15 protein-coding genes are annotated in these 20,926 nt (G+C 72.7%); 1 reads left to right on the top strand and 14 read right to left on the bottom strand.

What is annotated here, in order from left to right:
• Positions 1 to 711: 711 nt before the first annotated feature.
• Both NQO67_RS34370 and fmt read right to left on the bottom strand, forming a co-directional pair.
• The gene (locus NQO67_RS34370) at positions 712 to 2,148 is read right to left on the bottom strand and encodes an RsmB/NOP family class I SAM-dependent RNA methyltransferase (protein ID WP_255954318.1); all 1,437 of its coding nucleotides are present in this window, start codon (positions 2,146 to 2,148) and stop codon (positions 712 to 714) included.
• Positions 2,149 to 2,327: 179 nt separating this feature from the next.
• Positions 2,328 to 3,272 carry a methionyl-tRNA formyltransferase gene (gene fmt / locus NQO67_RS34375; protein WP_255954320.1) on the bottom strand — a complete coding sequence of 315 codons (945 nt, stop codon included), beginning with the start codon at positions 3,270 to 3,272 and terminating at the stop codon, positions 2,328 to 2,330.
• A gap of 337 nt (positions 3,273 to 3,609) precedes the next feature.
• On the opposite strand from fmt, the gene NQO67_RS34380 reads away from it, so the two are divergent.
• Complete coding sequence (locus tag NQO67_RS34380) at positions 3,610 to 4,185, top strand: hypothetical protein (protein ID WP_255954321.1); 576 nt, start codon at positions 3,610 to 3,612, stop codon at positions 4,183 to 4,185.
• A 274-nt stretch (positions 4,186 to 4,459) separates the two neighbouring features.
• Here NQO67_RS34380 and NQO67_RS34385 read toward each other — a convergent pair whose 3' ends face one another.
• From NQO67_RS34385 to NQO67_RS34440, 12 genes are all read right to left on the bottom strand, one after another.
• The gene (locus tag NQO67_RS34385) at positions 4,460 to 6,697 is read right to left on the bottom strand and encodes a primosomal protein N' (RefSeq protein ID WP_374119229.1); all 2,238 of its coding nucleotides are present in this window, start codon (positions 6,695 to 6,697) and stop codon (positions 4,460 to 4,462) included.
• A gap of 126 nt (positions 6,698 to 6,823) precedes the next feature.
• Positions 6,824 to 8,041, bottom strand: a complete 1,218-nt coding sequence (gene metK, locus NQO67_RS34390; protein ID WP_255954323.1) for a methionine adenosyltransferase — start codon at positions 8,039 to 8,041, stop codon at positions 6,824 to 6,826.
• Positions 8,042 to 8,353: 312 nt separating this feature from the next.
• Entirely contained in the window at positions 8,354 to 9,574 is a 1,221-nt protein-coding gene (gene coaBC, locus NQO67_RS34395) for a bifunctional phosphopantothenoylcysteine decarboxylase/phosphopantothenate--cysteine ligase CoaBC (protein ID WP_255954325.1), read from the bottom strand.
• 243 nt (positions 9,575 to 9,817) lie between these two features.
• Complete coding sequence (rpoZ, locus tag NQO67_RS34400; RefSeq protein WP_255954326.1) at positions 9,818 to 10,090, bottom strand: DNA-directed RNA polymerase subunit omega; 273 nt, start codon at positions 10,088 to 10,090, stop codon at positions 9,818 to 9,820.
• 134 nt (positions 10,091 to 10,224) lie between these two features.
• Positions 10,225 to 10,818 (bottom strand): guanylate kinase, encoded by a 594-nt coding sequence (gene gmk, locus NQO67_RS34405; RefSeq protein WP_255954327.1) that lies wholly within the window; start codon positions 10,816 to 10,818, stop codon positions 10,225 to 10,227.
• A gap of 38 nt (positions 10,819 to 10,856) precedes the next feature.
• Positions 10,857 to 11,180 carry an integration host factor gene (locus NQO67_RS34410; protein WP_069814075.1) on the bottom strand — a complete coding sequence of 108 codons (324 nt, stop codon included), beginning with the start codon at positions 11,178 to 11,180 and terminating at the stop codon, positions 10,857 to 10,859.
• A gap of 286 nt (positions 11,181 to 11,466) precedes the next feature.
• Positions 11,467 to 12,309 (bottom strand): orotidine-5'-phosphate decarboxylase, encoded by an 843-nt coding sequence (gene pyrF, locus NQO67_RS34415; RefSeq protein ID WP_255954328.1) that lies wholly within the window; start codon positions 12,307 to 12,309, stop codon positions 11,467 to 11,469.
• Between the two features lie 150 nt (positions 12,310 to 12,459).
• Positions 12,460 to 13,611: a quinone-dependent dihydroorotate dehydrogenase gene (locus NQO67_RS34420; RefSeq protein WP_255954329.1), complete on the bottom strand. Its 1,152-nt coding sequence runs from the start codon at positions 13,609 to 13,611 to the stop codon at positions 12,460 to 12,462.
• Positions 13,612 to 13,702: 91 nt separating this feature from the next.
• Positions 13,703 to 17,011, bottom strand: a complete 3,309-nt coding sequence (carB, locus tag NQO67_RS34425; RefSeq protein WP_255954331.1) for a carbamoyl-phosphate synthase large subunit — start codon at positions 17,009 to 17,011, stop codon at positions 13,703 to 13,705.
• Complete coding sequence (gene carA / locus NQO67_RS34430) at positions 17,004 to 18,215, bottom strand: glutamine-hydrolyzing carbamoyl-phosphate synthase small subunit (RefSeq protein ID WP_255954334.1); 1,212 nt, start codon at positions 18,213 to 18,215, stop codon at positions 17,004 to 17,006. Before carA ends, carB begins: the two co-directional genes overlap by 8 nt.
• A 199-nt stretch (positions 18,216 to 18,414) precedes the next feature.
• Positions 18,415 to 19,701, bottom strand: coding sequence for a dihydroorotase (locus tag NQO67_RS34435; protein ID WP_255954335.1), 1,287 nt, complete (start codon positions 19,699 to 19,701; stop codon positions 18,415 to 18,417).
• Between the two features lie 6 nt (positions 19,702 to 19,707).
• The gene (locus tag NQO67_RS34440; protein ID WP_255954337.1) at positions 19,708 to 20,730 is read right to left on the bottom strand and encodes an aspartate carbamoyltransferase catalytic subunit; all 1,023 of its coding nucleotides are present in this window, start codon (positions 20,728 to 20,730) and stop codon (positions 19,708 to 19,710) included.
• Positions 20,731 to 20,926: the final 196 nt, after the last annotated feature.

A 20,926-nucleotide genomic window follows, 5' to 3' on the forward strand; every position in this document is an offset into this window, starting at 1 on the left:
CTTGGCGGCGGTCCCGGCTGGGGGGGGCCGGGCTGGCGTCGGGGCTGCTGGCTCGGGGTGCGGCCGTCGGGTGGGGCGTGGCTGGGCGGGCGCGGTCGCCACCTGCCGGTGGGGGCATGATTGGGGCAGCCCCCTGAGGACGGTGGCCCACGGCAACGGACTCGTCGTGGCTTGTCGCGCAGTTCCCCGCGCCCCCCACCACCGTGTCCTTCGGACGCAACCACCCCGTGCCGGCGCGGGCCACGCCACCACCTGCCGGTGGGGGGCATGACCGGGGCAGCCGCCTTAGGACGGTGGCCCACGACCACGGACCCGTCGTGGCTTGTCGCGCAGTTCCCCGCACCCCCCACCACCACCGCGTCCTTCGGACGCAACCACCCCGTGCCGGCGCGGGCCACGCCACCACCTGCCGGTGGGTGGACACGGCCGAGGCAGCCCCTGAGGACAGTGGCCCACGACCACGGACCCGTCGTGGCTTGTCGCGCAGTTCCCCGCACCCCCCACCACCACCGCGTCCTTCGGACGCAACCACCCCGTGCCGGCGCGGGCCACGCCACCACCTGCCGGTGGGTGGACACGGCCGAGGCAGCCCCTGAGGACAGTGGCCCACGACCACGGACCCGTCGTGGCTTGTCGCGCAGTTCCCCGCGCCCCCCACCACCACCGCGTCCTTCGGACGCAACCGCGCTGCCGGGGCGGCGGGGGCGGGGGTTAGGACGTGCGGCGTAGGAGGGACAGGTACATCGCGTCGGTGCCGTGGAGGTGGGGCCAGAGTTGGATGTCGGGGCCGTTGCCCAGGGAGGGGACTTCGGGCAGGAAGGGGCGGGCGTCGATGGGCTCGGCGGTGGCGTGGTGCCTGAGGACGTCGTCGACCACGGCCCGGGTCTCGGCCAGGTGGGGTGAGCAGGTCGCGTAGGCGACGACGCCCCCGATGCGTACGGACGTCAGTGCGGTACGCAGCAGGGCGCGCTGGAGGGGGGCGAAGCTCTCCAGGTCCGCTGGGCGGCGGCGCCAGCGGGCCTCGGGTCGGCGGCGCAGCGCGCCGAGGCCCGAGCACGGCACGTCCACCAGCACGCGGTCGAACGTGCCGGGCTGCCACGGCGGGCGGGTGGTGTCGGCGGTGACCACCTGGTACGGGCCGGGGTTGCCGGCCAGCGCCCGTGCCACCAGGCCGGCGCGGTGCGGCTGCCGCTCGGCGGCGACCAGGGCGGCACCGCGTTCCGCGGCCAGCGCCGCGAGCAGGCCGGCCTTGCCGCCGGGGCCCGCGCAACCGTCCAGCCAGCGCCGGTCAGGTCCTTCCAGCGGCGCCGCCGCCAGGGCCAGCGCCACCAGCTGGCTGCCCTCGTCCTGGACGCCGGCGCGCCCCTCACGGACCGCGTCCAGCGCGCCCGGATCGCCGCCTTCGGTGAGCCGGACGGCGTACGGCGACCAGCGGCCCGGCTGCGCCGCCTGCTCGTCGGGTGCCAGCAGTTCCTGCGTGGTGGCCCGCCCGGGGCGGGCGACGAGCGTCACCTCGGGCCGTTCGTTGTCGGCTTCGAGGAGTTCCTCGATGCCCGCACGAGGGCCACCGAGCGCGTCCCACAGGGCCGAGACCACCCACCGGGGGTGGGCGTGCACGACCGCGAGGTGCTCCTCGGGATCGTCCTCGTACGGGGGCGCCACCCGCTGGAGCCAGCCCGCCAGGTCGTCCTGGGCGACCTTGCGCAGCACGGCGTTGACGAACTTGGCGCGCCCGTCGCCGAGCACCACGCGTGCCAGCTCCACGGAGGCGGAGACCGCGGCATGGGTGGGGATGCGGGTGCTGAGCAGCTGGTGGACGCCGAGCGAGAGGACGTCGAGCACCGGCGGGTCGACCTCGCGCAGCGGCCGGTCGATGCAGTCCGCGATGATCGCGTCGTAGGTGCCCTGCCGGCGCAGCGTGCCGTAGACCAGTTCGGTGGCGAGGGCCGCGTCCCGCCCGTCCAGATCGCCCTTCTCGCGCGCCCTGCGCAGCAGCGGGGGCAGCACGAGGTTCGCGTACGCGTCCCGCTCGTCGACGGCCCGCAGCGCCTCGAAGGCGAGGATCCGTACGGGGTCCTTCTTCGGACGGCGGTACGGCTTCGAGGACGGGCGCGCGGTGTGGGGGCGCCGGCGTGGCTGGTCGTTCAAAGGTGCTCCGCTGCTTGGGGTGCTGCTCGGGGTGCTCTGCTTGTGCGGCTTGGGGTGCTCCGGGTGCCGCCCACGGCCGTCACGGGGTGCCACCCATGCCCTTCACGGCAGTGGGCCCCTCGGGCAGTGGGGGGAGCGCGGGCGAGCGGCCGGTGGCTGCGTTCTCCCGGTGGCCGCGTTCAGCCTACGTCGCCGGTGCCGAGCCGCTCGCCGGGGGCGATGCGCACCCCGCGGGCCCAGTCGGCACCGCGCATCGGCTTCTTGCCCTGCGCCTGCACCCACAGCAGTTCCACCGCGTGCGAGCCGGTGCCCGCGTACACGTGTTGTTTGCCGGGCGCCAGCTCCCCCGGAGCGAGGTCGGTACGGTCCGGTGCCGGGGTGACCTGCACCAGCTTGAGCCGCTCGCCGCGGAAGACGGTCCACGCGCCGGGCGCCGGCGTGCACCCGCGCACCACCCGGTCCACCCGCAGTGCCGGTGCGTCGAAGTCCACCCGGGCGTCCTCGACGGTGACCTTCGGTGCGAGGCTGATGCCCTCACCGGGCTGGGGCAGCGGCTTCAGGCTGCCGTCCTCGATGCCGTCCATGGTGGCCACCAACAGCCCGGCGCCGGCCAGCGAGAGCCGGGTGAGCAGGTCGCCGCTGGTGTCGGTGGGCCTCACCTGCTCGGTGATGGTGCCGTACACCGGGCCGGAGTCCAGGCCCTCCTCGATGAGGAAGGTGGCCGCGCCGGTGATGTCGTCGCCCGCCATGACGGCGTGCTGCACGGGTGCCGCGCCACGCCACGCGGGCAGCAGCGAGAAGTGCAGATTGACCCAGCCGTGCACGGGAACGTCCAGCGCGACCCGCGGCAGGAGGGCGCCGTAGGCGACGACCGGGCAGCAGTCCGGCCCGATCTCCCGCAGCCGCGCCAGGAAGTCCTCGTCACGCGGCCTGTGCGGCTTCAGCACCTCGATCCCGGCCTCTTCGGCACGCTCGGCGACGGGGCTGGGCACCAGCCTCCGGCCACGCCCCGCGGGCGCGTCGGGACGGGTGACGACCGCCGCCACCTCGTGCAGTTCCGAAGCGATCAGGGCGTCCAGAGCGGGAACGGCGACCTCGGGGGTGCCGGCGAAGACGAGCTTCATCAGTGGCTGTCGCCTCTCGGGCGGGGATCGTGGGCGGGCGTCGGTCGGATGGGAAGCACCGAAGCAGCGCACCAGTCTAGAGGGCGCCGTCCTGCGGGAACTTGGGCGTCTCGGCACGCCGCACCCCTGCGCGCGGGCCGCGGACGTCCGGCCCGCGAGACGCACCGGTCCGCCGACCCGGTCGTGTCGGTCCGACCAGCCGAACCGCACTGTCTTGCGCCGACAGCGTGACCACTCACGCGGTGGCGCGTTGGTCAAGACGGAGTTGACCGCGAGCCGTCCGGCGGCCCTGCTCCTAGCCCCACGTTTTTCCACGCCTGCTTTGAGAGGCTTGTTCATGGCCGACCACGCAACTCACGACGCCCAGGCCCGGGCCAGCCTTCATCTGCTGGTGCGGGACATCGAGCGGGTGCGCCGCCAGGTGGACGCCCTGCGCACGCTCACCGCCCAGTTGGGCAACGTCTACCGTCCACGGCGTTCGGGTCCCGCCACCGGATTCGTCGTCTACGGACGAGCCCCCGCCCCCACCGTCCGGCTCGCCCAGGAGCTGCGGGACAGCGTCGAGACCCTGGTCACGGCCGCCGTGGACTTCGACCGCTCGCTCGGTTTCTCGTGGGACGCGGTCGGATCGGCGCTGGGGGTGACGAAGCAGGCCGTGCACCGCCGCTACGGCGCCCGCAGGGCCACGGCCGCCCAGGCCGCCGCCGAGGCCGAGCGCGGCACCCAGACCCCGGGCTCGGCCACTCATCCGCTCCCCGTGGGCAGCGGTCTGCCGGCCGTTCCCGCGGCCCGCACCCGGCCGCCCGGCCTCCCCGGCCCCAGCGGTCCCGGAACGGGCACCCCGGGCACCGGCAACCCCGGAACGCGCGACGAGGCCCGACCCGGCGTCTTCCCCGGCCCGCGAAACGGCTGATCGGGCGGGCCAGCCAGCCAAGTGGTCGACCGTCGGGCAGTCGGGCAGTCGGGCAGTCGGGCAGTCGGGCAGTCGGGCAGTCGGGCAGTCGGGCAGTCGGCCGGATGGTCAGGCGGTCGGTGACGGATGCCGGCCCGGTGAGCGGGTGAGCGGGTGAACGCGGATCGCCAACGCTCCGCTCCTTCCCGGTGCCGGCCGCCGCGCGCTCCTCGGCTTGCCGGGCGGTGGACGTGAACCCCGGCACCTCCTGGCAGGAGCACGCCGACCCGGCGCCTCAGCCGATGTCCGGCGGATCAACACGGATCCGTACCGTGTCCGCCGCCGTGCGGGCCGTCTTCGTCAGCCGGGCCACCTGGGCCGACTTCAGGGCGGCGGCCAGTGCGGCACCCCTGCCCTGCGGCACCCGGACCAGGGCACGCTCCCACTGCTCCCCCGGCGGCGGGGCGCCGGTGCGGCGCGGCCGGCCCGGTTCGGTCGGCGGCAGCAGGACCGGGCCGAGGACCTCCGCCTCCGCCGGCAGCTCCACCTCGGCGAGGAACGCCGACACCGCCGCCATCGGGCCCGTCACCGACGCCATCCGGGACACCGGCGGAAAACCCAGCTCCGCGCGCTCCGCACGCTCCCGTACCGCGTAGCCGACCGGGTCCCAGCGCACCAGCGCCTGCACCGGGGCCGCGGTGGCCTCGGCAACGATCACGAGCGTGCCGTCCGCCTCCTGGCCGCGCACCAGCGCGCCGGCCGCGATCCAACGGCGCAGCGCGTCCTCGCCCGCCCGCAGGTCGGGGCGGCCCAGCATGGCCCAGCCGTCCAGCAGCAGCGCCGCCGCATACCCGCCGTCGGCGACAGGCTCCGCACCCGGGGTGCTGACGACCAGCGCGGGCGTGTCGGGCACCGTGTCCAGCACCTGCTCACGCCCCGACGTGCGCACCGGCACCGTCGGAAACGCCCGCCCCAGCTCCTCAGCCGTGCGCCGCGCGCCGACGACCTGCGCGCGCAACCGGACCGCGCCACACTCCTGGCAGTGCCAGGCACCTTCAGCCCGCCCACACCAGCCGCACCGCAGCGCCCCCGCCTGCGGGACACCACCGCCCCCGCCCGCGCCCGTGGGGCCACTTCCCTGCTGCGCCTCCAGCGGACCCGCACAGTGCACGCAGCGGGCCGGTGTGCGGCAGCGCTCGCAGGCCAGTCGCGGCACGTACCCCCGTCGGGGCACCTGCACCAGCACCGGGCCCCGGGTCAGACCGTCCCGGGCGACCTGCCAGGCGAGGGTGGGCAGCCGGGCCACCCGGGCCGCCTCGTCGCGGGCGAGGTCGGTGTCCTGGACGGTGCGCACCAGCGGCGCGGCGCGGCGGGCGCGCTCCCGGTCGGCCACCAACGGCCTGGCCCAGCCGCTCGCCACCAGCTGGGCGGCCTCCACCGTGCATCCCCAGGCGCCCAGCAGGAACCCGCAGCCGTGCTGTGCCGCGCGGGTCAGCAGCACCTCGCGGGCATGCGGCTGGGGGGCGTGCAGCTCGCTGTGGCTGTCGTCGCCGTCGTCCCAGATGACGACCAGGCCCAAGGCCCTGACCGGCGCGAACATGGCGGCGCGGGTCCCCACCACGGCGCGCACGGACCCCCGCCGCACCGCGAGCCACTCGCCGTAGCGCCGCTCGGGGCCCGCCTCGGCGGCCAGCACCGCATGCCGCCCCGTGCCGATCAGCGCGGTCAGGGCGGCGTCCACCCGGGCCACGGCGCGCCCGTCCGGGACCACCACCAGGGCGCCCCGCCCCGAGGCGAGCGTCGCGGCCACGGCACGCGCGAGGGCGTCGGCCCAGTGCGGGCCCGGCAGGGCGTTCCAGACGGCTCGTGGGGCGCCCCCGGTCGCGAGCGCGTCCAAGAAGGCCGGGCCGTGCCGGTAGGACGCCCAGGGGCCCGGCTCGGGCGCTGCGGGCGGTGGTAGCGGCTCGGGCGAGGGGCGGGACTCCGCGCGGGCGCTGCGCGGCGGAACGGCCAGCTGGAGCACGTCAGCGAGACTCCCCGCATAACGGTCGGCGACGGCCCGCGCGAGCCCCAGCAGTTCCGGGCCGAGCACCGGCTCCGGCGACACGACCTGGGCGAGCGCGGCCAGCGGCCCCTGGTAGTCGGACTCGGCCACCCGCTCGACGAGGAATCCGTCGACGAGCCCGCCGCCTTCCCGGCGCCCGCCGCGCACCCGGTGCCGCCCCGCGCCGAAGCGCACACGTACCCGCACCCCTGGCTGCGCCTGCTCGGCGAGTTCCTTGGGCACCGCGTAGTCGAAGTACCGGTCGAGGTGCAGCACGCCCTTGTCGACCACGACCCGTGCCACCGGCAGCTGGTCGGCCAGCTCGGCGCCCCGCCAGGTCCGTGGCTTGGCCCGTGGCACTTCGGCCTTGCGCACGCTCTCCCGGATCAGGGCCAGCTGCTCCGGCGGCACCTGCCCTGCGTCGCCACCGCCCCCCTGTCCGTCCGCACCGCTCACACCTGCATTCCTACCACCGAGCACCGACACCATCAGGGCGCAACAAGGTCGCGGACGAACACGAGGACGGCCACCCGAACAGAAACGAAGATCCGGCAGTCCGAGGTGGACTACCGGATCTTCATCTTGGAGTGGGGGACCCGTTCGGTCGCCGGAGGCCTACAGCCCGGCGGCGGCCCGCAGGGCGTCCACGCGGTCCGTGCGCTCCCAGGTGAACTCGGGAAGCTCGCGACCGAAGTGGCCGTACGAAGCGGTCTTGGCGTAGATCGGACGGAGCAGGTCGAGGTCGCGGATGATCGCTGCGGGGCGGAGGTCGAAGACCTCGCCGATGGCGGCCTCGATCTTCTCGGGGTCCACGGCGTTCGTGCCGAAGGTCTCGACGAAGAGACCGACCGGCTCGGCCTTGCCGATGGCGTAGGCGACCTGGACCTCGCAGCGGGTGGCGAGGCCGGCGGCTACGACGTTCTTCGCGACCCAGCGCATGGCGTAGGCGGCGGAGCGGTCGACCTTGGAGGGGTCCTTGCCGGAGAAGGCGCCGCCGCCGTGGCGGGCCATGCCGCCGTAGGTGTCGATGATGATCTTGCGGCCGGTGAGACCGGCGTCACCCATGGGGCCGCCGATCTCGAAGCGGCCGGTCGGGTTCACCAGCAGGCGGTAGCCGTCGGTGTCGAGTTTGATGCCCTCGTCCACCAGGGCACGCAGCTCGGGCTCCACGACGAATTCGCGGACATCGGGGGTGAGCAGCGACTCCAGGTCGATGTCGCTGGCGTGCTGCGAGGAGACCACGACGGTGTCGAGACGGACCGCCTTGTCGCCGTCGTACTCGATGGTGACCTGGGTCTTTCCGTCCGGGCGCAGGTACGGGATGGTGCCGTTCTTGCGGACGTCGGACAGCCGCAGGGAGAGCCGGTGGGCCAACCGGATGGGCAGCGGCATCAGCTCGGGCGTCTCGTCGCACGCGTACCCGAACATCAGGCCCTGGTCGCCCGCGCCCTGCCGGTCCAGCTCGTCGAGCTCCGCGGCAGCGCCCTCGACCCGGGCCTCGTAGGCCGTGTCGACACCCTGGGCGATGTCCGGGGACTGGGAGCCGATGGACAGCGACACGCCGCAGGAGGCGCCGTCGAAGCCCTTCTTCGAGGAGTCGTAACCGATCTCCAGGATCTTGTCGCGTACCAGTTGAGCGATGGGCACATACGCCTGGGTCGTGACCTCGCCGGCCACATGGACCTGACCGGTGGTGATGAGGGTCTCAACGGCGACCCGGGATGCCGGGTCATCCTGCAGAAGTGCGTCGAGGATGGTGTCGCTGATCTGGTCGGCGATCTTGTCGGGGTGACCCTCGGTCACGGACTCCGAAGTGAAGAGACGGCGGGACACATCGCTCCCTGGGGTTGCAGCGGCTGCTGGCTGATCATGTGTGGACGGGTCGGACAGAGAGGTCCAACGCCATCCGCGAACAGTTTATCGGGCGGAATGGTCCTTGGCCCGGGTGTCTCGCCACTTGAGCGAGCGCCCAGGCATCCGCACGACAATACGACGGTTCCACTTCGCTGGGGAAACGACACGTCGGAGCCATGTGAGTGCACTCCGTTTCATCCGAGGCCTCATACGGGTTCATCCGGCGTAGCCGAATTTCCCCAGTTGGGGGTGGTGGGGTCGGCCGGGACCGGTGTGGTCGTGTTATGCCGGTCAGCCGAGGCCGTCGAGGGCGCCGAAGCGGTTGCCCACCAGGTCCCACACCACGTCGGCGAGGGCTTCCTTGGGTCCGTACGGCACCGGCGTCTCGGTACCGTCGGCGGAGAGCACCACGGCCTCGTTCTCCTCCGCGCCGAAGGTCTTGCGCTCCCCCACCTCGTTGACGACGAGCAGGTCGCAGCCCTTGCGACGGAGTTTGGCGCGCCCGTTCGCCAGGACGTCGTCGGTCTCGGCGGCGAAGCCCACGACGACCTGGCCGGGGCGCGGCCGGTCGGCGGACAACTCGGCGAGGATGTCGGGGTTGCGCACCAGGGTGAGGGGCTCGGGGTCCCGCCCCTCCGTCTTCTTGATCTTTCCGGTGGCGTAGGCGGCGGGCCGGAAGTCGGCCACGGCCGCCGCCATCACCACCGCGTCGGCGTCGGCAGCAGCCTTGAGCACGGCTTCGCGCAGCTGGACGGCGGTCTCGACGTGCACGACGTCGACGCCGGCCGGGTCGGGCAGGTCCGTGTGGGCGGCCAGCAGGGTGACCCGGGCGCCACGGGCCGCGGCGGTGCCGGCGAGGGCGTAGCCCTGCTTGCCGGAGGAACGGTTGCCCAGGAAGCGCACCGGGTCCAGCGGCTCCCGGGTGCCGCCGGCGCTCACCACGACATGCCGGCCGGTGAGGTCGGCCGGTCGGCTGCCGCGCGCCAGGGTGCGACGACACAGGTCGAAGATCTCGACGGGGTCGGGGAAGCGGCCCTTGCCGGTGTCGACGCCGGTGAGACGTCCGACGGCGGGCTCCACGACGAGGGCTCCGCGGCTGCGCAGGGTGGCGACGTTCTGCTGGGTGGCCGGGTGCTCCCACATCTCGGTGTGCATCGCCGGCGCGAAGACGACGGGGCAGCGGGCGGTGAGCAGGGTGTTGGTCAGCAGGTCGTCGGCGAGGCCGTGGGCGGCCTTGGCGAGCAGGTCGGCGGTGGCGGGGGCGACGACCACCAGGTCGGCGGACTGGCCGATGCGCACGTGCGGGACCTCGTGGACGTCGGAGAAGACGTCGGTGGCGACCGGGTGCCCGGAGAGGGCGGACCAGGTGGCGGCGCCGACGAAGCGCAGTGCCGACTCGGTCGGCACGACGCGTACGTCGTGTCCCGACTCGGTCAGCCGGCGCAGCAGCTCGCACGCCTTGTAGGCGGCGATGCCGCCGCTGACGCCCAGTACGACCTTCGGCCTGTCCACCGTGCCTCCCCGCACTCGGCCCGCATCCGGGGCTCCTTCGTACTCCCCGTAATGCCCCCGCTGTTCCTGACATTCCCCATGACACACCACGGGCCCGGCAGCGGCGCTGCCGGGCCTGAGCTGTGGGCTCCGGTGCACGGTCCCCTGCCCCTGGCCGCCCCAAAGGTGCCGGGGCGCCCGCCGGAACCGACCGGAGGCCGGACCTGGCGGCGGGGGTGGCGCAGCGGTCGGGTGTCCGCCGGACTACTGGCCCGAGCCCTCCACGGCCTCGGAGGTCAGCAGGCCCGCGTTGATCTCGCGCAGGGCGATGGAGAGCGGCTTCTCGTGGACATGGGTGTCGACGAGCGGACCGACGTACTCCAGGAGGCCCTCACCGAGCTGCGAGTAGTACGCGTTGATCTGGCGAGCGCGCTTGGCCGCGTAGATCACCAGGCTGTACTTCGAGTCGGTGGCCTCGAGGAGCTCGTCGATCGGGGGGTTGATGATGCCCTCGGGCGCGGTCGTGGAAGAGGACACGCTCTGCCTTCCGAACGATGGGAGATGACCGGGCGATGCCCTCGTGCAAGTCACCAGGTCGCCGGGGCGGTGAGCGCCGCCGGCCACCGCAGGTGGTTCGGGCACGTGATGTCGGCTTGGACACCGCGCATCGATCACATAACGTCCACCAAGGCTAGCAGCTCATGCGCCACATCCTCGACGGAGGTGTTGACGAGGGTGACGTCGAACTCGGACTCGGCGGCGAGCTCGACCCTGGCCGCGGCCAGCCGGCGCTCGACGACGTCCGGGGACTCGGTGCCGCGGCCGGTGAGCCTGCGCACCAGTTCGTCCCAGGAGGGCGGGGCGAGGAAGACGAGCCGGGCGTCCGACATGGTTTCCCGCACCTGGCGCGCGCCCTGGAGGTCGATCTCCAGCAGGACCGGCTCCCCGGCCTCCAGCCGCTCCAGCACGGCTCCCCGGGGGGTGCCGTAGCGGTGGCCGGCGAATTCGGCCCACTCGAGGAACTCGCCGTTGGCGATGAGCTTGTCGAACTCGTCGTCGGAGACGAAGAAATACTGGACGCCGTCCTGCTCGCCGGGGCGGGGTCGGCGCGTGGTGGCGGACACCGAGAGCCAGACCTCGGGGTATGCCTTGCGCAAATGGGCGACGACCGTGCTCTTGCCGACCCCGGAGGGGCCGGAGAGCACGGTCAGCCGCGGACGTGCGTCCGGGGGCACGGGGGGTGTCCCCCGGGATGTTGCAGACATGTAGCGATTATCCAGGGTCGCGGTCGGACCGGGAAACGTCAGGCGGCGTTGCCGCCGAACTCCCGCTCCAGGGACGCGATCTGGTTGGAGCCGAGACCGCGCACCCGGCGGCTTTCGGAGATCCCGAGCCGCTCCATGATCTGCTTGGCGCGGACCTTGCCCACGCCCGGCAGGGACTCCAGGAGGGCGGAGACCTTCATCTTGCCGATGACGTCATTCTCCTGGCCCTGCTTGATGACCTCGTGAAGGGAGGCGCCGGAGTGCTTGAGTCGATTCTTGACCTCGGCCCGCTCCCGGCGAGCCGCGGCGGCCTTTTCGAGCGCGGCTGCGCGCTGTTCGGGGGTAAGGGGCGGAAGAGCCACGCCTACGTCACCTCGGATGTCGAACTGTCGGATACGGACCGGTGAGGAACCTAGTCGCCCCACACCTGGGGAGCAACGAGCAACGCGTGTACCCGTACTCCCCCACTGCCTTGAGAGCGTGGGGGTAGCCCCACTCGACGGAGACTAGCGGCCAAGTCCGTCTGAGTCAGCGAGAACAGACGAAAAGTCCTGGTCAGCCTTGGATCGAGACGGACATTGTGCGCAAATCATGCCGGTTTCACGGCTCGGCGGGGACAAATCGCCGACGATCCGACCAGGGAAATCGTCAGTCGGTGGGTGTGACGGCCCGTACCTCGGCGGCGAACCGGTCCGCTGCCGCGCGCAGCGCGGCCACCTCGGGCCCGGCGCGCAGCACGCCCCGACTCACGCTCGGCACGACGTTGCCGAGCGCGCCGCCGAAGACCGCGGGAAGATCGCGGGGCGTGGCGCCCTGGGCGCCGATGCCGGGGGCGAGCAGTGGACCGTTGATCTCGAGGTCGTAGGAGGAGAGGTTGCCGAGGGTGGCACCGACGACCGCCCCGAAGGAGCCGAGTGGTGCGCTGTCGGCGTTCTCGGCGGCCAGGTGGGTGAGCAGGGTCGCCGCGACGCTGCGCCCGTCCTCCCGTACCGCCCGCTGCACCTCGGCGCCTTCCGGATTCGAGGTCAGGACGAGCACGAAGAGGCCGCTGCCGGCCTTTTTTGCCAGGTCGACGGCGGGACGCAGGGAGCCGTAGCCGAGGTAGGGCGAGACCGTCAGAGCGTCCGCAAAGAGGGGCGCCTCGGGGTGCAGGAAGGTCTCGGCGTAGGCGCTCATGGTGGAGCCGATGTCGCCGCGCTTGGCGTCCATGATCACGAGCGCTCCGGCGGCGCGCGCGTCCTTGACGGTCCGTTCCAGGATCGCGATGCCACGCGAGCCGAACCGCTCGAAGAACGCGCTCTGCGGCTTCAGCACGGCGACGCGGTCGGCGAGCGCTTCGACGACGGTGCGGCTGAACCGCTCCAGGCCGGCGACGTCGTCGTCCAGCCCCCAGTCGGCGAGCAGCGAGCCGTGCGGGTCGATACCGACGCAGAGCGGACCGCGCTCGTCCATGGCGCGACGCAGCCGTGCACCGAAGGGTTCCGAGCTCATGGCTTCCTCCACTGGGGTCACATTGGTCACAAGGGTCTACGTCGAGCTACGTCAGCCGTACGAGATCAATCGCACAGCCGTCCGACAGTCAGGCATGCGGATGCATCAGGGGTGATGCGGCGAACGTATGGCGCGGCAGGGCGGGCGGCGTCACGCGGTGCGTCCGGGACCGGCCGAGTCGCCGTCCGGCCGGGCGGCGGCGACGCCCTGCGCGCCGGCGCCGACCGCTTCGGCGAGCGTGGCATAAGGAGAGGCGCGCAGCCGGGCGGCCAGGCCCCGGTGGATGCCGCGCGTCCAACCGGGACCGCGATAGATGAAGCCGCTGTAGCCCTGCACGAGCGTGGCGCCGGCCAGGATGCGCTGCCAGGCGTCTTCGGCGGTCTCCACGCCGCCCACCCCGACCAGCGTGATCCGCCCGCCCACGCGCCCGTGGAGCCGGCGCAGCACGTCAAGGGAGCGCTCCTTGAGAGGGGCGCCCGACAGGCCGCCGGTCTGCTCGACGAGCGCCGGCGCGGAGGCGAGGCCGAGTCCGTCGCGGGCGATGGTGGTGTTGGTGGCGATGATGCCGTCCAGACCCAGCTCCAGGGCGAGGTCGGCGACGGCGTCGACGTCCTCGTCGGCCAGATCCGGCGCGATCTTGACCAGCAGGGGCACGCGGCGGTCGGGGACGCTGCGGTCGGCGGCGGCGCGCACCGCCGTGAGCAGGGGCCGCAGCCGGGCCGTGGCCTGGAGGGAGCGCAACCCGGGCGTGTTCGGCGAGGAGACGTTCACGACCAGGTAGTCCGCGTACCGGGCGAGGCGCTCGGTGGACGTCACGTAGTCGCGCTCCGCCTCGTCCTCGGGGACGACCTTGGTCTTGCCGATGTTGACGCCGACGGTGACCGGGAAGACGGCGCTGCGGGCCGCGAGCCGGGCGGCGACGGCGGCGGAACCATCGTTGTTGAAGCCCATGCGGTTGATCAGGGCGCGGTCGGGGACCAGCCGGAAGAGCCGGGGCGGCGGGTTGCCCGGCTGGGCTTCGCCGGTGACCGTGCCGATCTCAACGTGGTCGAAGCCGAGCATCGCCAGGCCGTCGATGCCGGTGGCGTCCTTGTCGAAGCCGGCGGCGAGCCCGAACGGTCCGGGCATCCGGCGTCCGAAGGCCTCCGTGTGCAGCTCGGGACGGCGGGGTGCGAGCACGGCGGCCAGCAGGTGGCGCAGGCCGGGGACGGCGGCCGCCGTCCGGATCCAGGAGAAGGCCAGACGGTGCGCCCGTTCGGGATCCATGCGGCGGAAGAGCAGGCGGAAGAGGAGCTGGTACATGCGAAGTCCGTGAGGTGAGATCCGGGCGGGCGGGCGTGGTCCGGCCGTGGGGTGCGCCGCGCTCCGGCGCACCCCACGGCCTTGACAGCGCCTAGGCGCGCGACGCGGTGAGGTGGGTGGCGTGTTCCTGGAGGGAGCGCACACCGACCTCGCCGTGTCCCAGGGCGTCGATGCCCTGCACGGCGGCGGCCAGTGCCTGCACCGTCGTCAGGCACGGCACGCTGCGGGCCACCGCCGCGGTGCGGATGTCGTAGCCGTCCAGCCGGCCGCCGGTGCCGTACGGGGTGTTGACGATGAGATCGATCTCGCCCTCGTGGATGAGCTGGACGATGGTGGGCTCACCGTTCGGACCCGAGCCCTCGGAGTGCTTGCGCACGACGGTGGCGCTGATGCCGTTGCGCCGCAGGACCTCCGCGGTGCCGGAGGTGGCCAGCAGCTCGAAGCCGTGCTGGACCAGCTCGCGGGCCGGGAAGATCATCGAGCGCTTGTCGCGGTTGGCCACCGAGATGAAGGCGCGGCCCTTGGTCGGCAGCGGCCCGTACGCGGCGGCCTGCGACTTGGCGTAGGCGGTGCCGAAGACCGAGTCGATGCCCATGACCTCGCCGGTGGAGCGCATCTCGGGGCCGAGCACGGTGTCCACGCCGCGTCCGGAGGTGTCCCGGAACCGGCTCCACGGCATCACGGCCTCCTTGACGGAGATCGGTGCGTCCAGCGGGAGGGTGCCGCCGTCGCCGCTTGCCGGGAGCAGGCCTTCGGCGCGCAGCTCGGCGATGGTGGCGCCCAGCGAGATCCGTGCGGCGGCCTTCGCCAGCGGCACCGCGGTCGCCTTCGAGGTGAAGGGGACGGTGCGCGAGGCGCGCGGGTTGGCCTCCAGGACGTAGAGGATGTCACCGGCCAGCGCGAACTGGATGTTGATCAGCCCGCGCACGCCCACGCCACGGGCGATCGCCTCGGTGGAGGCCCGCAGCCGCTTGATGTCGTAGCCGCCCAGCGTGATCGGCGGCAGGGCGCAGGCGGAGTCGCCGGAGTGGATCCCGGCCTCCTCGATGTGCTCCATGACGCCGCCGAGGTACAGGTCCGTGCCGTCGTAGAGGGCGTCCACGTCGATCTCGATGGCGTCGTCCAGGAAGCGGTCGACGAGGACCGGCCGGGAGGGGCTGATCTCGGTGGACTCGGAGATGTAGGTGGCCAGCCGGGTCTCGTCGTAGACGATCTCCATGCCGCGGCCGCCGAGCACGTACGACGGGCGCACCAGCACCGGGTAGCCGATCTCGTCGGCGATGGCCTTGGCCTCGGCGAAGGTGGTGGCGGTGCCGTGCTTGGGGGCGGGCAGGCCGGCCTCGCCGAGCACCCGGCCGAAGGCGCCGCGGTCCTCGGCGGCGTGGATGGCCTCCGGGGAGGTGCCGACCACGGGCACCCCGTTGTCCTTGAGCGCCTGGGCGAGTCCGAGCGGGGTCTGCCCGCCGAGTTGCACGACGACGCCGGCGATCGGGCCCGCCTGCGCCTCGGCGTGCACGATCTCCAGGACGTCCTCCAGGGTCAGCGGCTCGAAGTAGAGCCGGTCGGAGGTGTCGTAGTCGGTGGAGACGGTCTCCGGGTTGCAGTTGACCATCACGGTCTCGTAGCCGGCCGCGCTGAGCGCGAACGAGGCGTGTACGCAGGAGTAGTCGAACTCGATGCCCTGGCCGATGCGGTTGGGCCCCGAGCCCAGGATGATCACCGCTGGCCGCTCGCGTGGCGCGACCTCGGTCTCCTCGTCGTAGCTGGAGTAGAAGTACGGGGTGCGGGCGGCGAACTCGGCGGCGCAGGTGTCGACGGTCTTGTAGACCGGGCGGATGCCGAGGGCGTGCCGGACCTCGCGCACGACGTCCTCGCGCAGCCCGCGGACGCCCGCGATCTGGGCGTCCGAGAAGCCGTGCCGCTTGGCTTCGGCGAGCAGCTCGGGGGTGAGCTCGGATGCGGCGGCCAGCTCGTCGGCGATCTCCTTGATGAGGAACAGCTGGTCGACGAACCAGGGGTCGATGCTGGTGGCCGAGAAGACCTCCTCGGCGCTGGCGCCGGCGCGGATGGCCTGCATGACGGTGTTGATGCGGCCGTCGGTGGGCCGCTGGGCCGCCTCGAGCAGCGCGCCCTTCTCGCCGGGGTCGCCGACGAAGGTGAACTGGCTGCCCGTCTTCTCCAGCGAGCGCAGCGCCTTTTGCAGCGCCTCGGTGAAGTTGCGGCCGATGGCCATGGCCTCGCCGACCGACTTCATGGTGGTGGTCAGGCCGGGGTCGGCGGACGGGAACTTCTCGAAGGCGAAACGCGGGGCCTTGACGACCACGTAGTCCAGCGTCGGCTCGAAGGACGCGGGGGTCTGCTCGGTGATGTCGTTCGGGATCTCGTCGAGGGTGTAGCCGACGGCGAGCTTCGCGGCGATCTTGGCGATGGGGAAGCCGGTGGCCTTGGAGGCCAGCGCGGAGGAGCGCGAGACGCGCGGGTTCATCTCGATGACGATGACCCGTCCGTCGACCGGGTTGACCGCGAACTGGATGTTGCAGCCACCGGTGTCCACGCCCACCTCGCGGATGACGGCGATGCCGATGTTCCGCAGGATCTGGTACTCGCGGTCGGTGAGCGTCATCGCCGGGGCGACGGTGATCGAGTCGCCGGTGTGCACGCCCATCGGGTCGAAGTTCTCGATGGAGCAGACGACCACGACGTTGTCGTGCTTGTCGCGCATCAGCTCCAGTTCGTACTCCTTCCAGCCGAGGATGGACTCCTCCAGGAGCACCTCGGTGGTCGGCGACAGGGTGAGGCCCTGGCCGGCGATGCGGCGCAGTTCCTCCTCGTCGTGGGCGAAGCCGGAGCCCGCGCCGCCCATGGTGAACGAGGGGCGCACGACCACGGGGTAGCCGCCGAGCTGGTCCACGCCGGCCAGGACGTCGTCCATGGAGTGGCAGATCACCGAGCGGGCCGACTCGCCGTGCCCGATCTTCTGCCGGACCGCCTCCACGACGTCCTTGAACTGGTCGCGGTCCTCGCCCTTGTTGATGGCCACGACGTTGGCGCCGATCAGTTCGACGCCGTACTCGTCCAGGGTGCCGGCGGTGTGCAGCGCGATCGCCGTGTTGAGGGCGGTCTGGCCGCCCAGGGTCGGCAGCAGCGCGTCCGGGCGCTCCTTGGCGATGATCTTCTCGACGAAGTCGGGGGTGATCGGCTCGACGTAGGTCGCGTCGGCGATCTCCGGGTCGGTCATGATCGTCGCCGGGTTGGAGTTGACCAGGATGACCCTCAGGCCCTCGGCCTTCAGGACGCGGCACGCCTGGGTGCCCGAGTAGTCGAACTCGGCGGCCTGGCCGATGACGATCGGTCCGGAACCGATGACCAGGACGGACTGGATATCGGTGCGCTTAGGCACGCTGGTCCTCCATCTGGGCGGTGTTCATCAAAGAGGTGAAGCGGTCGAAGAGGTACGCGGCGTCGTGCGGTCCTGCGGCCGCCTCGGGGTGGTACTGGACGCTGAACGCGGGCCGGTCCAGCAGCCTGAGCCCCTCGACGACCTGGTCGTTCAGGCAGACGTGGGTCACCTCGGCGCGCCCGTAGGGGGTGTCGCTGACCTTGTCCAGCGGGGCGTCGACGGCGAACCCGTGGTTGTGCGCGGTGACCTCGACCTTGCCCGTCGTGCGGTCCTGCACGGGCTGGTTGATGCCGCGGTGCCCGTACTTGAGCTTGAAGGTGCCGAAGCCGAGGGCGCGGCCGAGGATCTGGTTGCCGAAGCAGATACCGAAGAGCGGGATGCCGCGCTCCAGGACGGCCTGCATGACGGCGACCGGTCCGTCGGCGGTGGCCGGGTCGCCGGGCCCGTTGGAGAAGAACACCCCGTCCGGCTCGACGGCGAAGACGTCCTCGGCGCTCGCGGTGGCGGGCAGCACGTGGACCTCGATGCCCCGCTCGGCCATCCGGTGCGGGGTCATGCCCTTGATGCCGAGGTCGACGGCGGCGACCTTGAAGCGCGCCGTGCCCGCCGGCAGCGGCGCACCGTCGGCGCCGAGCGCGGGGACCACGTACGGCTCCTTGGTGGCCACCTCGGCGGCGAGGTCGGCGCCGGCCATCTCGGCGGACTGGCGGACCTCGGCGAGCATGGTGCCCTCGTCGGGCATGGCGTGGTCGGAGAAGATGCCGACCCGCATGGCGCCCCGCTCGCGCAGGTGCCGGGTGAGGGCGCGGGTGTCGACGCCGCTGATCCCGACGACGCCCTGGGCGGTCAGCTCCTCGTCCAGGGTGCGCCGGGAGCGCCAGTTGGACGGTACGCGTGCGGGGTCGCGTACGACGTAGCCGGCGACCCAGATGCGGGCCGACTCGGGGTCCTCGTCGTTGACGCCGGTGTTGCCGACGTGCGGGGCGGTCATCACCACGACCTGGCGGTGGTAGGAGGGGTCGGTGAGGGTCTCCTGGTAGCCGGTCATGCCGGTGGAGAAGACCGCCTCACCGAAGGTCTTCCCGGTGGCGCCGAAGGCCCGGCCGCGGAAGATCCGGCCGTCCTCCAGGACGAGCACGGCGGGCGGCGGCTGCCGGCGGGCGGAGCGCGGGGCGACTGCGCTGGTGGTCGGCGGGGTGGTCATCGGGGCGCGCCTTCCGTGGTGGTGTGCTGGGACGGGTTCGCGGCGGTGCCGGCGGGCGGGTACCCGGCGGGGTGGCCTCCGGTGCCGGCGGGGCGGGAGCGGCCGGGGGTGGCCGCGCGGCCGCGCGCCGGTGGGCGGCCGGGAGCGGTGGATCCGCGGGATCCTGCGGTGCGGCCCGTGACGGGTGCCGGGCGGGGTGTCATGCGAGCTTCCCGTCGGCGAGCGTGGGCCTGCCGCGCAGCCAGGTGTGCGTGACCCGGCCGGGCAGCTCACGCCCCTCGTAGGGGGAGTTCCGGCTGCGGGACGCGAAGGCCGTCGGGTCCACCTGCCCACGGTAGGCCGGATCGACGAGTGTGAGGTTGGCCGGCTCACCTGCCGAGACGGGCCGGCCGTGGCCGCGCAGCCGGCCTATCGCCGCGGGCCGTGACGACATCCGGTCGGCGACGCCCGCCCAGTCCAGCAGCCCGGAGTCGACCATGGTGTGCTGGACGACCGAGAGCGCGGTCTCCAGGCCGACCATGCCCATGGCAGCGGCGGCCCACTCGCAGTCCTTGTCCTCGTGGGGGTGCGGGGCGTGGTCGGTGGCGACGCAGTCGATGGTGCCGTCGGCGAGGGCCTCGCGCAGCGCCAGCACGTCGGACTCGGTGCGCAGCGGCGGGTTCACCTTGTAGACGGGGTTGTAGCTGCGCACCAGTTCGTCGGTGAGCAGCAGGTGGTGCGGGGTGACCTCGGCGGTGACCTGCCAGCCCTTCGACTTGGCCCAGCGCACGATCTCCACCGACCCGGCCGTGGACAGGTGGCAGACGTGCACCCGGGAGCCGACGTGCGCGGCGAGCAGCACGTCGCGGGCGATGATCGACTCCTCGGCCACCGCCGGCCAGCCGCCCAGCCCCAGCTCGGCGGAGACGACGCCCTCGTTCATCTGGGCGCCCTCGGTGAGGTGCGGCTCCTGGGCGTGCTGGGCGACCACACCGTCGAACGCCTTCACGTACTCCAGCGCCCGGCGCATGATCACGGCGTCGTCGACGCACTTGCCGTCGTCGGAGAAGACGGTGACCCCGGCGGCCGAGTCGTGCATGGCGCCCAGCTCGGCGAGCTTGCTGCCGGCCAGGCCGACGGTGACCGCTCCGACGGGCTGCACATCGCAGTAGCCGTACTCCCGGCCGAGCCGCCAGACCTGCTCGACGACGCCCGCGGTGTCGGCGACCGGGAAGGTGTTGGCCATGGCGTGTACGGCGGTGTAGCCGCCGGATGCGGCGGCCCGGGTGCCGGTGAGCACGGTCTCGGAGTCCTCGCGGCCCGGCTCGCGCAGATGCGTGTGCAGGTCGACCAGGCCGGGCAGCAGGACGCGGCCGGCGGCCTCGACGACGTCGGCGCCGTCGGCGCTCAGGCCGTGGCCCACGGCCTCGATGACCTCGCCGTCGATCAGGACGTCCTGCGGCTGGCCGCCGAGCACCTTCGCGCCACGGATCAGGGTCTTGCTCATGTCGGGTTACTTCTCCTCGGCCGATTCGGTGGTGGCCGCCGGGCGCTCGCCGGACGGGTGGGGGGTGGTGGCGGGTTCGTTGCCGCCGAGCAGCAGGTAGAGGACCGCCATGCGGATGGACACGCCGTTGGTGACCTGTTCGACGACGGTGCAGCGGTCGGAGTCGGCGACCTCGGCGGTGATCTCCATGCCGCGGACCATGGGGCCGGGGTGCATGACGATGGCGTGCACCGGCATCTTCGCCATCCGGTTCGCGTCCAGCCCGTAGCGACGCGTGTACTCGCGCTCGGTCGGGAAGAAGGCGGCGCTCATGCGCTCGCGCTGTACCCGCAGCATCATCACGGCGTCGGACTTCGGCAGCACGGCGTCCAGGTCGTAGGAGACCTCGCAGGGCCAGTGCTCGACACCGACGGGCAGCAGGGTGGGCGGTGCGACGAGGGTCACCCGGGCGCCGAGGGTGTGCAGCAGGTCGACGTTGGAGCGGGCCACCCTGCTGTGCAGGATGTCGCCGACGACCGTGACGCGCTGTCCGGCGAGGTCCCGGCCGAGGGTTTCGGTGCCGTCGTCGCCGCGACCGACGAGGCGGCGGCGGAGCGTGAAGGCGTCCAGGAGGGCCTGGGTGGGGTGCTGGTGGGTGCCGTCCCCCGCGTTGATCACGGCGGCGTCGATCCAGCCGGAGGCGGCGAGGCGGTGCGGGGCGCCGGAGGCGGGGTGCCGGATGACGACGGCGTCCACGCCCATCGCCTCCAGGGTCTGTGCGGTGTCCTTCAGCGACTCGCCCTTGGAGACCGAGGAGCCCTTGGCGCTGAAGTTGATGACGTCGGCGGAGAGCCGCTTCTCGGCGGCCTCGAAGGAGATCCGGGTGCGGGTGGAGTCCTCGAAGAAGAGGTTGACCACGGTGCGGCCGCGCAGGGTCGGCAGTTTCTTGATCGGACGGTCGGCTACCCGGGCCATCTCCTCGGCGGTGTCGAGGATGAGGACCGCGTCGTCGCGGGTGAGGTCGGCGGCCGAGATGAGATGGCGCTTCATCGTTCAGGCTCCGTAGGGCTGCATTCGTCGGGAGGGGGAGCGCGGAGCGCTCTTCGATTGAGGGTGGTGGGCGACATTCGTCAGGAGGGGGAGCGCGGAGCGCTCTTCGTTTGAGGGTGGTGGTGGGCGACGGGTGGGCGGGCAGGGGTCGGCACGGGTTCGCGGGCAGGCCGCTGCGGCCGGCGACCGGGTGGGC

It is taken from the genome of Streptomyces odontomachi, from assembly GCF_024435355.1.
Lineage (GTDB): Bacteria > Actinomycetota > Actinomycetes > Streptomycetales > Streptomycetaceae > Streptomyces > Streptomyces odontomachi.